The organism is Clostridium sp. B9 (assembly GCF_050509515.1).
Lineage (GTDB): Bacteria > Bacillota > Clostridia > Clostridiales > Clostridiaceae > Sarcina.
This window is the reverse complement of sequence record NZ_JBNWKA010000003.1, coordinates 2,301,442-2,314,366: the sequence shown is the minus strand read 5'-3', so window position 1 is coordinate 2,314,366 and position 12,925 is coordinate 2,301,442. Positions and strand designations below refer to the sequence as shown.

Sequence of the window (12,925 nt, the reverse complement as noted above, 5' to 3'; positions counted from 1 at the left end):
GTATACTTGTTAGAGGCTATATATTTACATAATATATAGTTATTCTTTTTTTTGGAGGGGATATTTATGAAAGAAGATAAATTAATTCTTCCTTTAATTCCTCTAAGAGGTTTGACTGTATTTCCAAATATGGTCATATACTTTGACGTTGGTAGGAAAAAGTCAATAGAGTCAGTTGAGAAAGCTATGGCAGGAGATCAAAAAATCTTTTTAGCTGCTCAAAAGGATATAGAAATTGACAACCCAAGTGAAGATGACATCTTTAAGATAGGTACAATTTGTGAAATAAAACAAATTGTAAAAATGCCTAAAGATACCATAAGAGTATTAGTTGAAGGTATTGAAAGAGCAAGAATGGATGAATTCTTTGATAGAGAGGAATTACTTGAAGCATCAATAGAGAAAATAGATGTTAGTTATGATGAAGCAGAAGAAGAACATGAAATTGAAGCTTTATCAAGAAAATTAAAAGATGACTTTTTTGAATTTTTAGATATAACAGCTAGCGCTGGTGTAAATGGCGTTAATTTATTTGATAATCTAGAAGAAGAGAAAGACTTAAATAAGGTTACAGACTTAATATCTGCATATGTACTTGTTAAACAAGAGGACAAGCAGGATGTACTTCAGACTTTAGATATAAAAGAGAGAGTTGAGAAACTTTTAGTTTATGTTAAGCAAGAGATTGAAGTTGCTAAGATAGAAAAAAGAATAGGAACTAAAGTTAAGAAGAAATTAGAAAAAGGTCAAAGAGAATATTATTTAAGAGAACAAATAAAAGTTATCCAAGAAGAACTTGGTGAAGATGATGAAAATAAGAAAGCTATAAGTGAGTTCAAGTCTTTAATTGAGGAAAAGAAACTTCCAGAGCAAGTTAAAGAAAAAGCAGAATATGAGCTTTCAAGATTAAATGGTTCATCACCCTATTCTCAAGAAGGTGGAGTAGTAAAAACTTATTTAGAAAATTTATTAAACATGCCTTGGGGAGAATATACTGAAGATACTTTAGATATTAAAGAAGCTAAGAAGATATTAGACAAAGATCATTATGGTCTAAAAGATGTGAAAGATAGAATACTTGAGTATTTAGCTGTTAAGCAAATAAGTAAGTCATTACAAGGTCCTATTCTTTGTTTAGTTGGTCCTCCAGGGGTTGGTAAAACTTCTATAGCGAAGAGTGTTGCTACTTCATTAAATAGAAAATTTGTAAGAATGTCTTTAGGTGGAGTAAGGGATGAAGCTGATATAAGAGGGCATAGAAGAACATATGTTGGAGCTATTCCTGGAAGAATAGTTACAGGTATGAAGGAAGCTGAGAGTATGAATCCAGTATTCTTACTTGATGAGATAGATAAGCTTGGGATGGACTTTAAAGGAAATCCCGCTGATGCCTTATTAGAAGTATTTGATAGTGAGCAAAATAAGACTTTCAGAGATCATTATTTAGAAGTAGATATGGATTTATCTGAGGTTATGTTCATAACAACAGCTAATTCTTTAGAGGGAATCCCTAGACCATTATTAGATAGGATGGAATTAATAGAGGTTTCAGGATATACATATGAAGAAAAATTTAGAATAGCTAAGAAATATTTAGTTCCTAAAGTATTAGAGGAACATGGAGTTACTAATAAGAAAATAAGTATATCAGATTCTGCATTAAAGCTTATAATAGATAGTTATACAAGAGAGTCAGGAGTAAGAAATCTTAAAAGACAAATAGCTAATGTTATAAGAAAAGGAATAAAGGATATAATAGAAAAGAATAAAGAAAAATTAAATATATCTACTAAATTAGTAGAAAAGTATTTAGGTCCTAAAATATTCAGCTTTGATGAAATAGATAAAGAAGACAAGGTTGGGGTAGTAATGGGAATGGCTTGGACTGCTTATGGTGGAGATACTCTTCCAGTAGAAGTTATGGTAATGGATGGTAAGGGTAGACTAGAGCTTACAGGTCAACTTGGAGATGTTATGAAAGAATCTGCAAAGGCTGCATATACTTATGTAAGAAGTAATATGAAAGCTTTAGGAATAGAGGATGAGTTTTATTCTAAAAAAGATATTCATATACATGCTCCAGAAGGTGCAGTTCCTAAAGATGGTCCTTCAGCAGGGGTTACTATGACTACTGCTTTAGTATCGGCTTTAACAGGCAAAAAGGTTAGACATAATGTAGCTATGACTGGAGAAATTACTTTAACAGGTAAGGTTTTAGCTATAGGTGGATTAAAAGAGAAGTGTCTAGCAGCTAGAAGAATAGGGATAGACACAGTTATAGTTCCTAAAGAAAATGAAAAAGATGTAGTTAAATTACCTAAAATAGTTAAGGATAGTTTAAATATAATACTTGCAGATAAAATAGATGATGTATTAAAGAATGCATTGGTTGGAGTTGAAGAATAATGAAAATAAAAAGTTCAGAGTTTATAATATCAGCTGTTAAAAAGGAACAGTATCCAGAGGATAATCTTCCAGAAATAGCTTTCGTTGGGAGATCAAATGTTGGTAAATCTTCTATAATAAACTCAATAACAAATAGAAGGAAATTAGCTAAGACGAGTCAAACTCCTGGTAAGACAAGATTAATAAACTTCTTCCTATTAAATAAAGAATTTTACTTAGTTGATTTACCTGGATATGGATATGCTAAGGTTTCAAAGAAAGAAAAAGCTTCTTGGGGAGCTACAATAGAAAGATATTTAGTAGATAGAGCACCACTTAAAAAGGTTGTTTTATTAGTAGACTGTAGACATAAACCTACTGCTGATGACATTCAGATGTATGAGTGGATAAAGTACTATGGATATGAAGTAGTAGTTATCGCTACAAAGAGTGATAAGATTTCTAACAACCAAATAGGGAAATGTGAGAAAATCATAAAAGAAACTTTAGGATTACCTAAAGAGCATAAACTAAAATTCTTCTCATCATTAAATAAAAAAGGAAAAGATGAATTAGTAGATTATCTTTTTGATGATTTAATGGAAGTAGAAGAATAATAAAGTAGTAGCCATGAAGGAATGCCCTTCATGGCTATTTTTTTATTGTTTAATGAAAACCACTCGCTATGCGAGTGTGTTCAGATGAGCTTTAGCGATGTAATAAAAAACCTCCTTTTGTTAAAATGAAAATAGGTTCGCAGCCAATTTTCGTAACAAAGGGAGGTTTTTAAATGGATACAAACAGTTTAGCACATACAAAATGGAATTGTAAATATCATATAGTATTTGCACCAAAATACAGAAGGAAAGAAATATATGGAGAGAAAAAACAAGAGATAGGTAAGATATTAAGACAGCTTTGTGAATGGAAAGGAGTTAAGATAGTCGAAGCGCACGCTTGCGTAGACCATATACATATGCTTGTTGAAATACCACCAAAAATGAGTGTTTCAAGTTTCGTTGGATTTTTAAAAGGTAAGAGTAGTCTTATGATTTTTGAGAAGTTTTCAAATTTAAAATATAAATATGGAAATAGACATTTCTGGTGCAGAGGATTTTACGTTGATACTGTCGGAAAAAATAAGAAGGCAATTGAAGAATATATAAGAAATCAAGAACAAGAAGATATGATAGCTGATCAAATTAGTATAAAAGAATATATGGACCCTTTTAAGGGTAGCAAGTAAAGAAGTATGCGGCTGGCGGACCAATTTAAGCGTCTTAAGACGCAACGCAAGTAGCATGCCCTTATAGGGCTGAGGAAATACCACCAGCTAAGCTGGTGGATTTTTATTTATTGTTTAATGAAAACCACTCGCTATGCGAGTGTGTTCAGATGAGCTTTAGCGATGTAATAAAAAACCTCCTTTTGTTAAAATGAAAATAGGTTCGCAGCCAATTTTCGTAACAAAGGGAGGTTTTTAAATGGATACAAACAGTTTAGCACATACAAAATGGAATTGTAAATATCATATAGTATTTGCACCAAAATACAGAAGGAAAGAAATATATGGAGAGAAAAAACAAGAGATAGGTAAGATATTAAGACAGCTTTGTGAATGGAAAGGAGTTAAGATAGTCGAAGCGCACGCTTGCGTAGACCATATACATATGCTTGTTGAAATACCACCAAAAATGAGTGTTTCAAGTTTCGTTGGATTTTTAAAAGGTAAGAGTAGTCTTATGATTTTTGAGAAGTTTTCAAATTTAAAATATAAATATGGAAATAGACATTTCTGGTGCAGAGGATTTTACGTTGATACTGTCGGAAAAAATAAGAAGGCAATTGAAGAATATATAAGAAATCAAGAACAAGAAGATATGATAGCTGATCAAATTAGTATAAAAGAATATATGGACCCTTTTAAGGGTAGCAAGTAAAGAAGTATGCGGCTGGCGGACCAATTTAAGCGTCTTAAGACGCAACGCAAGTAGCATGCCCTTATAGGGCTGAGGAAATACCACCAGCTAAGCTGGTGGATTTTTATTATAGAATTATATGCTAGTACACATAATTTTATTACATAATTTAGAAAAAAATCCATAAATAAGTGTCAAAAAATAGAGCTAAGAATACTATATAGTATAAAGATAAATACAGGAGGTAAGTTTATGGATTTAAATGAAATTTTAGATGGAATGGCTGGAGAAAATTGTGCTAATTCCTGTGGAGGCCCTGCCTTTAATAATAATTGTGGAAATCCATACGATAACTGTGGACCATCAGGTGTAGCTGGATATAATAATTTTGCTGGAAATAACAATTGTTGTGGTGGATTTAACAATAATTGTGGTGGATTTGGCTGTGGTGGCGGTTTTGCTAGTATATTCTGGTTACTACTACTTTGTGGTGGCGGATGCGGCTTTGGTGGATTCGGTGGCGGCAGATGCGGATGCTGTCAAGATGATTGCTGTGGTGGAGGCTACGGCGGATTCGGAAATGGATGTGCTCCATTGATATGGATAATTGTATTAGCAACTTTATGCGGCGGATGTGGATTTGGCTGTGGAAATAATAACGGGAACAATTTTTTAGGTAATTGTGGTTGCTAATTAAAAATTTTTTAGAAAACCAAAGGAGGAAAATTTATGAGTAGAAGAAAAAGATGCTGTTGCAATAATAATAGTTGTGCAGGATTAGATTGTTGTACAGTATTACCAACACTATTAGTATTACAAAGTTCAGGCTTATTATGTAATGATAGAGCATATATATTAGTTTTACTCGGTATATTATGCGGAGGTTACAATGCTTGTGGATGCAACAATGGATGTTGCTAAAAATATTTAAAAGGAGTGAATTTTATGAGCAGAAGAAAATGTTGTAGATGTGAATGTAAATGTAAATGTAAAAAGTGTCATTGCTGCGATAGAGGCTATAGTAATTGTGGTGGAAATGCAGGCACAGGATTCAATGCTTGTACAGCACTACCAACATTATTGATTCTTTGTCAATCAGGATTATTAAATAATGATAGAGCATATATCTTATTCTTATTATTCTGGCTATGTGGTGGAACAAATGCTAATAGCTGCGGCTATAATTGTTGTTAGAATAATTTGTGGAGGGTTTGTTTAAGCCCTCCTAAAAAAATATCTTTTTGTATAAAGTTACATATCAAAATTTTATTAAGGAGGATGGAGAATGTCAAAAAGAAGACATAAGAATAAAGGTAATCAGTCTCAAAATCAAGGGAATCCAATGGGAGGGTTAAATCCTCAAATGTTGGATATGCTTGGTTTAGGAAATGTAGATATGAGTAAAGTATCAGAAGTTTTAAGTTCTATGGGTAATGATGGATTTGATATGAATTCAATAAATTCTATTTTAAATAATCAAGATGGAAAAGGTGGAGCAAGTAATAAGGGGACGAATAATACAAATCCTTTAGGAGCAATGAATAATCAAGGAGTAAACCCACTAGCTGCAATGTTAGGAGGGGGAGGTAATCCAATGGGTGGAGGAACGCCAGATTTAAGTTCATTAATGGGTATGCTTGGAGGCGGAGGCACAGGAGGAATGAATCCTATGGGAGCAATGGGAGGAGGCATGGGAGGATTAGGTGCACTTGCAAATATGTTTGGAGGATTAGGTGGAGGAGATAACTCCGGTGGAAATAGTATGAACAACGAAGGTAGTATGGATCCAATTGTAACTATGTTAGTTTCATTAAAAAACTTTGTTGATCCACAAAAAGCAAGGTTTTTAGATAAAGTATTAACTATGTATAAGGAAGGAAAAATAACCTATTAGACATGAAAAAGTTTTTTTATATAAAACTAAGGAATACTAAATTTAAAATAATTTAGTATTCCTTAGTTTTAATTTTTATTTAAATGAGCTTCAAAAGATGATATTAAAAAATTATCCTGTACTTTTTCAATTGTTATTGAAAAACTGATTTGGTTAGTTTTATTTTCATCAATTTTTGAAACTTTATTAAATCTAACATTCCAATCACAAGAAGTAAGTTCACCGAATTCATTCCAATTGGTATCTCTAAAGAATGCATCTTGGAATACATAATAGAAGTTATCTTTATCTAATCTCCAAAGTTGTGATAAGTCTTCAGAGGAGATATAGCTTACAAAGATATTAGGCAATTCTGATAAATCATAGCCTAAAGAAACTATATTTATAAACTCACATATTGAATTAAATCCTGGCACATCTAAGTTATCGTAAGATATGTTTTTTAGATTATTATTTAATAACATATATTTTTGTATATCATCTTTTGAACTATTTAATGAAAATGAAATTATTTTTGGGGTTTTACCATTGTTTGAATCTACTAATCCCAATAAATTATTAGTTGATGAGTATATATTTTCAAAGTTTTCACCTGTCCATTTAAAAATATGTTGTATGGACGTTTTATCTTCAGAAGATTGAATAATTATTTCAGGTATATTATTTCTATCTATATCTATCAAATTTAATGTCATAGGATGGTTTGGTGAATAACGACCTATAGATTTAATCTTATCACTAGGTTTTAGCACATAATCTTTATTGTTTATAGTTGCATACATATAGTAATCTTTATTTTCTTTTAAGGCTATATAAAGAGAATCATCTTTACCATCTCCATTTAAATCATTTTTTACTGTTTGTTCAATTATTGTTTTACTTGCAGTACTTATCACTTTGTTTTTTGATAAAAATGAGTTTATTAGATAAAGAGATATTGAAATTAACAATAGAGCAGGAATTAATTTTTTTAAGAATTTAATATTATCAATTCTCATGAAATCACCTCAGTTAGATTATATGTTGAAATTACAGAATTTATTATTTGTAATTTTTTTTTAGTATTTGAACAAAATATAATAAGGTGGTGATTAATATGTTGTATAAAACTCATCTTGAAATAGGAGAAAATACTTTTAAGGTTATAAATGGAAGAGGAAAGAAGATATTAAATCACAAAAGCTTTTTGAAAGGCAATGTGCTTCCAGATATATCTCCTAAATATAGGCTAAAAAAACATGGAAGAAAGCAGTTTGAAAATATAATTAAAGAAAAGATTTCTTATTTAACAAGTTTAACAACTGAGGATATTTTAAATAACTTAGGAAAAGAAAAATTTAGCATAGAGCTAGGAGTTATATGTCATTTTTTATGTGATTTCTTTTCACTTCCACATGATGAGGAATGGGGATTTAAAGAGAGTGTAACTTTAAAACATGTAATGTATGAAAAAAGGATGCAAAAAGCATTAAGTGAAAAAAAGATTGTTATGGAAGATAGTTATAAGATACTAGGAAACGCAGATTATAAAAGTTTTCTTCATAAGTCACTATTTAAATATAGAAAAAAATATGGACATCATAATGATTTGTTTTTTGCAATGTACTTAACAAATTCTGTTGCAAGGTATGTTTTTGATTGTATAGAATTAAATGATAAGAAGAAACTTTTAAGAAAAGATTACATAGCTTTCTAATATTATTAAGAAAAACTACATATTATTATATTAGTTAAAGTATATATAAATAATTGAGAATTGAATTAAGTTAGGTATAAGAGAATTAGTAAATAGGGAGGTATAGAGTGAAATGAGGATAAGAAAGATTGATATAAGAGGGGTAATTTATAACTTAATTACTTATTCTGAATACAATAAGAGTAAGTTTAGTAATTTTTATAGATAATTTAAAATGGATAGCTTCTTTTAGAGAAGTTATCCATTTGTTTTTTGAAACTTTTTTGGAAAAACAATATACAATATAATAAGTATTAAAATTTAGTGAACTTGAAAAATATATAACTTAGTATATACTTAGAGTATAGATTGTTATACTCCAAGAAGTATTTTAAAGTTTTTTATAAGGAGAAGATGAAATGAAAATTAATAGAAATGACCTTTGCTGGTGTAATAGCGGCAAGAAATATAAAAAATGTCATATGGAATTTGATGAGAGATTAGAAACTCTAGCAAGAGAGGGATATGAAGTTCCAACTAGAGATATTATAAAAAATGAAGAGCAAATAGAGGGAATAAGAAAAAGTGCAGAGATAAATAATGCTGTTTTAGATTTAGTTGGAGAGCAAATAAAAGCTGGTATGAGTACTGAAGATATAAATAAAATAGTACATGATTATACTGTAAGTAGAGGAGCTATTCCAGCACCACTTAATTATGGTGGATTTCCTAAGAGTGTTTGTACATCAATAAATGATGAGGTTTGTCATGGAATACCAGATGAAAATATAATCCTTAAAGACGGGGATATAATAAATGTAGATGTATCTACAATATATAATGGATATTATTCAGATGCTTCAAGAATGTTTATTATAGGAGAGGCTAGTGAAAATGCTGAAAAATTAGTGAAAGTAGCTAAAGAATGTCTAGAAAAAGGAATAGAGGCAGTTAAGACGTGGGGATTCCTTGGAGATATTGGAGCAGCTATACAAGAGCATGCGGAAAGCAATGGGTATTCAGTAGTTAGAGATTTTGGTGGTCATGGTGTAGGATTAAAGTTCCATGAAGATCCATTTGTATATCATTATGGTGATAGAGGAGAGGGAATGATTTTAGTACCTGGAATGATTTTCACAATTGAACCAATGATAAATGAAGGGAAATATGATGTTTTTGTTGATGCAGATAATGACTGGACAGCATTAACAATGGATGGATCTCTTTCAGCTCAATGGGAACATACAGTATTAGTAACAGAGAATGGAATTGAGATAATAGCTAAATAAAAGTAGATAAAAAAGGCTTCCTAATTTAATTAGGAGGCCTTTAAAAATACATGCTTATAGGAGTTACTAAAATTGCAGGAAATTTAACTCTCATTTCAGGAGGTTGAGGAATAGGAATATTAAGTTCATTAAGTAGATCTAAGTATTGGATAATAGAATTAAATAGGGAGATATAATAATTTTCTTGAGTAAGTTTTCTAAGAAGATTTATACATTCACCATCATTACATACCTTAATTACCTTTCCAATAATATTACAATGACAATTACTATTATCAAACACATAACAATCTCCATTTAAGAAGTATTTATTGTTAGTTGAAAGTATAACTGAATAGCCATTGCAATCCATTAAAATATCTTGAGTAGCATTTAAAGATAATTTTTCTTTTATATTTTTTAACAATGAGACAATGATAGAAAAGTTTAAAGAACCTATATTTTTATCTTTTAATAATTCATTTAAAATATCATCTGGAAAACATTCAATTAATGAAATTATTGAATCTAAATATGAAAGCATAGAGTTTTCTGTAATAGTACCTTTAAGTTTTATAAATTCTCCTTCTGTAAGAATTGAAGAAGAGGAAATTTCACTAGAATAGTCTTTTATATGATTTAGATTTATCATTTTACTTATCATATTATTGTGAATTTCAAAGCTTGTATAAATTCTTTTAATTTCTTCTTCACTTCTTCCTAAAATTCTATTTTCTAAAGCTCTATCATATCCATGAAACAAAGTTTCATTAAAATCGCTAGACTTATTATTAGTTTTAAAGCCTTTATTATATATTCTGGTTTTCCCATCACTGCAGTAGGTTCTATTATTTTCATCTATGTGGATTTTACCAGCTAGAGTATTATCACATATCCTTTTAGATGTTCTTATATCAATATAGCCATTTAAATATACAGAAGATAAGCTTTTGATTAGATAGTCATCTATGTATATAAAAAGATTTAAAAGTTCATTCATAGTTTTTCTCCTAAATTAATACAATACTATTATAAAGTATATTAATTAGATTTGTTACCTATGATAAAATAGTAATAGAAATGGAAGGCGTATGGATGTATTGACATAAATGTGCAATTAGTATATAATTAAAAATGTTCTTGCCGAAGTGGCGGAATTGGCAGACGCAGCGGACTCAAAATCCGCCGGGCTAACACTCGTACGGGTTCGAGTCCCGTCTTCGGCACCAAACATCTGATTTTTATCAGGTGTTTTTTTTATTTAAGAAAATACATGTTTATACTTTGATGTGATAAAATAAATAATATTAAATTGTAATTAAGGAGAAATATTTTGATAAATAGAAGAAAAAAACAATTTATAAATGGTATTTTAATATTATTGTTTATTGTAGGTTTATTCATAACTGGTGATGTTTTATATTCAACATACATTGGAAAGAAAAAAGAGAAAGAATTAATTATGGAATATGAAAAAAGCTTAGTGATAGGAGAAATACAGAGCAATAAAGAAGAAAATAGTAAAGTAAGTAATAGCAATAAAAATTCTATGAATGAAAAAAATAACGAGAGTAAATATGGGGAACATGATAAGAGTAAAGAGAAGAAAAATGTTTTAGGACTTTTAGAAATTAATGATATAAATCTTAAAGCGCCTATAGTAAATGGAGTGTCGGACGAAAATATGAAACATGCTGTAGTTCATTTTGAAAATTCTTCATTACCGGGAGAAGCTGGAAATTGTGTTTTAGCAGCTCATAATAATATATATGGGAGTATATTTGAAAATTTAGATGAACTTAAAAAAGGAGATATAATAAGCATAAATTATAATAAAAATACTTATAGGTATAAGGTATATGATAAACAGGTTGTAGAACCATCAGATTTAAGTGTTATAGAAGAGGGTAAAGAAAATGAAATAACATTAATAACTTGTTCTGATAGTGCTAAAAGTAGATTGATTGTTAAAGGAATTTTAGTTAGTTAAAAATTAAAAGAAACTTTAATAAAGCTTAATGAGGAATATGAAAAAAATTATACAAAAATATGATATAATACAATAAAATGGTATATGTGGAGGGGAAATATGGTTATTGCTATTTTATTATTAATATTAAGTATTGTTAATATTTTTTTGGGGAAAAAGGTCAAGGAAAGAAAACTTGCCAAGGTATTATCAGGTTTTGATCCTGAAAAGGATGACTTAAACTATGTAAGTAATTTGTTAGGAGATACTTTCCAAAGAATAGGGAGCTGTTGTATGATACTTACGGCTGTATATTTTATTATTATGAATAGTATGGGTGTTGGAGTATATTTAATTTTATATTCTTCAATAATAGTATTGTTTATAGCAATCCTTGCTTTTAAGACAGATAAACATAGAAGGAATAAATTAAAAGCAGCAAAGTAGTAAAAATTTAAAGAAAATGTTGGGTTAGAGAATGATAAGCTCAAATAAAGTATGATTAACATTCCATACTTTATTTGGGCTTTTAAATTTATTTAATTATAACTTATAAGTATTTTTCATATAATTTACTTATAGGGTTTAATATTAAAGAAATTTAAATGTTGCAATAAATTGTGGGAGAATTCGTGGAAGAATTATATTTAGTAATTATGAGACTTCAGAAAAAGAATTAGATGAACTAATATTAAGGCCTTATGAAGCAATAGTATATAAAATTTAATGTTTTGAGATTGTTTAAGGAATTTATCCTAAAACAATCTCTATTTATTTTAAAAATATTCATAAATTTTCTATATTTTAATTAATATAGGTAATTTTTTTATTATTATGTTGAATATAACTGAATTTTTATAATATAATAAAATTTGTATTACATATTTTTAGAGTAAAGTATCCTTTTATAATTTTACAGAGATTTGTTTAAATAAAATTATTTTGTCAATAATTTAAAAGATAATCTGTTTAAGAATAATTGGAGGTAAATAAATTGAAATTTAAGAAATATTTGTTCATAGGAACATTAATAATATTTTCTATTGTTGCTTTCTCATTGGGTAGAGAGTATTCCTTAATAAAAAGAGCTAGCTTAGAAGCTATAAGTCAAGATGATAATTATAAGGATTTTATTATAGAGGAAGCTGATACTCTTACAGAAGAACAAAAGAGAATAAAAAATATAATTCTAGAAGATACTAAAGGATTATTTTTATTGGTAAACGAAGAAAACCCTATAGATAAAATGTATGGGCCAGAGTCTCTAGTAGTTCCCAATATTACTTTAGTAGGAAAGTCAGAAGAACCAAGAAACAAGGTTAATTCTATCATTAAAGAAGATTTAGAAAGAATGTTTAGTGATTCAGAAAAAGATGGTATGGAAATGTATTTGTCTTGTGCACATAGATCTTATGAAGAACAAGAATACTTATATAATAGAGCCTTAGAAAGAGAAAATAGCGATTCAAGTGAATTAGTAGCTCTTCCAGGAAGAAGTGAACATCAGTTAGGATTAGCAGTTGATATAACAACTAGCTCAATAGATTTTCAGTTAGAAGAGGCTTTTGAAGATACAAAAGAAGGAAAATGGCTTTTAGAAAATGCACATAAATATGGCTTTATCCTTAGATATTTAAAGGGAAAAGAAGATATAACAGGATATACCTATGAGCCATGGCATTATAGATACATTGGCAATGTCGAGATAAGTACATACTGTCATAAGAATAATTTAACCTTAGAAGAGTTATATGAAGAATTAGGTATCAATACAAAGTAATAATATAAATAATTTAATAGGTTAAAGGAGATATT

15 protein-coding genes and 1 tRNA gene are annotated in these 12,925 nt (G+C 29.2%); 14 read left to right on the top strand and 2 right to left on the bottom strand.

What is annotated here, in order from left to right:
• Positions 1 to 66: 66 nt before the first annotated feature.
• The 8 genes from lon to ACQZHJ_RS10285 all read left to right on the top strand — a co-directional run bounded on the left by lon (position 67) and on the right by ACQZHJ_RS10285 (position 6,198).
• Positions 67 to 2,406, top strand: a complete 2,340-nt coding sequence (gene lon / locus ACQZHJ_RS10320; protein WP_430485470.1) for an endopeptidase La — start codon at positions 67 to 69, stop codon at positions 2,404 to 2,406.
• Complete coding sequence (gene yihA / locus ACQZHJ_RS10315; RefSeq protein ID WP_430485469.1) at positions 2,406 to 3,002, top strand: ribosome biogenesis GTP-binding protein YihA/YsxC; 597 nt, start codon at positions 2,406 to 2,408, stop codon at positions 3,000 to 3,002. The genes lon and yihA overlap by 1 nt, the downstream gene beginning before the upstream one ends.
• A 173-nt stretch (positions 3,003 to 3,175) precedes the next feature.
• On the top strand, positions 3,176 to 3,631 hold the full coding sequence (gene tnpA / locus ACQZHJ_RS10310) for an IS200/IS605 family transposase (protein WP_124044959.1): 456 nt from the start codon (positions 3,176 to 3,178) through the stop codon (positions 3,629 to 3,631).
• 238 nt (positions 3,632 to 3,869) lie between these two features.
• Positions 3,870 to 4,325: an IS200/IS605 family transposase gene (gene tnpA, locus ACQZHJ_RS10305; protein ID WP_124044959.1), complete on the top strand. Its 456-nt coding sequence runs from the start codon at positions 3,870 to 3,872 to the stop codon at positions 4,323 to 4,325.
• A gap of 231 nt (positions 4,326 to 4,556) precedes the next feature.
• Entirely contained in the window at positions 4,557 to 4,997 is a 441-nt protein-coding gene (locus ACQZHJ_RS10300) for a hypothetical protein (RefSeq protein ID WP_430485468.1), read from the top strand.
• Positions 4,998 to 5,033: 36 nt separating this feature from the next.
• Complete coding sequence (locus tag ACQZHJ_RS10295; protein ID WP_430485467.1) at positions 5,034 to 5,225, top strand: hypothetical protein; 192 nt, start codon at positions 5,034 to 5,036, stop codon at positions 5,223 to 5,225.
• Positions 5,226 to 5,249: 24 nt separating this feature from the next.
• Positions 5,250 to 5,498, top strand: a complete 249-nt coding sequence (locus ACQZHJ_RS10290) for a hypothetical protein (RefSeq protein WP_430485466.1) — start codon at positions 5,250 to 5,252, stop codon at positions 5,496 to 5,498.
• A gap of 91 nt (positions 5,499 to 5,589) precedes the next feature.
• Positions 5,590 to 6,198: a hypothetical protein gene (locus ACQZHJ_RS10285; protein ID WP_430485465.1), complete on the top strand. Its 609-nt coding sequence runs from the start codon at positions 5,590 to 5,592 to the stop codon at positions 6,196 to 6,198.
• Positions 6,199 to 6,266: 68 nt separating this feature from the next.
• On the opposite strand, the gene ACQZHJ_RS10280 is transcribed toward ACQZHJ_RS10285, so the two are convergent.
• Complete coding sequence (locus ACQZHJ_RS10280) at positions 6,267 to 7,196, bottom strand: hypothetical protein (RefSeq protein ID WP_430485464.1); 930 nt, start codon at positions 7,194 to 7,196, stop codon at positions 6,267 to 6,269.
• A gap of 98 nt (positions 7,197 to 7,294) precedes the next feature.
• Here ACQZHJ_RS10280 and ACQZHJ_RS10275 point away from each other — a divergent pair, with 98 nt between their 5' ends.
• A complete protein-coding gene (locus tag ACQZHJ_RS10275; RefSeq protein WP_430485463.1) occupies positions 7,295 to 7,894 on the top strand; it encodes a zinc dependent phospholipase C family protein in 600 nt (199 codons plus the stop codon).
• A 398-nt stretch (positions 7,895 to 8,292) separates the two neighbouring features.
• The gene (locus ACQZHJ_RS10270; RefSeq protein ID WP_430485462.1) at positions 8,293 to 9,162 is read left to right on the top strand and encodes a methionyl aminopeptidase; all 870 of its coding nucleotides are present in this window, start codon (positions 8,293 to 8,295) and stop codon (positions 9,160 to 9,162) included.
• 40 nt (positions 9,163 to 9,202) lie between these two features.
• Here the strand turns inward: ACQZHJ_RS10270 and ACQZHJ_RS10265 are convergent, their stop codons facing one another.
• Positions 9,203 to 10,141 carry a DUF6414 family protein gene (locus ACQZHJ_RS10265; protein ID WP_430485461.1) on the bottom strand — a complete coding sequence of 313 codons (939 nt, stop codon included), beginning with the start codon at positions 10,139 to 10,141 and terminating at the stop codon, positions 9,203 to 9,205.
• A 142-nt stretch (positions 10,142 to 10,283) separates the two neighbouring features.
• On the opposite strand from ACQZHJ_RS10265, the gene ACQZHJ_RS10260 reads away from it, so the two are divergent.
• The 4 genes from ACQZHJ_RS10260 to ACQZHJ_RS10245 all read left to right on the top strand — a co-directional run bounded on the left by ACQZHJ_RS10260 (position 10,284) and on the right by ACQZHJ_RS10245 (position 12,890).
• A tRNA-Leu gene (locus tag ACQZHJ_RS10260) sits at positions 10,284 to 10,370 on the top strand.
• Positions 10,371 to 10,474: 104 nt separating this feature from the next.
• A complete protein-coding gene (locus ACQZHJ_RS10255) occupies positions 10,475 to 11,131 on the top strand; it encodes a class D sortase (RefSeq protein ID WP_430485460.1) in 657 nt (218 codons plus the stop codon).
• 99 nt (positions 11,132 to 11,230) lie between these two features.
• Positions 11,231 to 11,557 (top strand): hypothetical protein, encoded by a 327-nt coding sequence (locus tag ACQZHJ_RS10250; protein ID WP_430485459.1) that lies wholly within the window; start codon positions 11,231 to 11,233, stop codon positions 11,555 to 11,557.
• Between the two features lie 547 nt (positions 11,558 to 12,104).
• The gene (locus ACQZHJ_RS10245) at positions 12,105 to 12,890 is read left to right on the top strand and encodes a M15 family metallopeptidase (RefSeq protein ID WP_430485458.1); all 786 of its coding nucleotides are present in this window, start codon (positions 12,105 to 12,107) and stop codon (positions 12,888 to 12,890) included.
• The last annotated feature ends 35 nt before the right edge of the window (positions 12,891 to 12,925 follow it).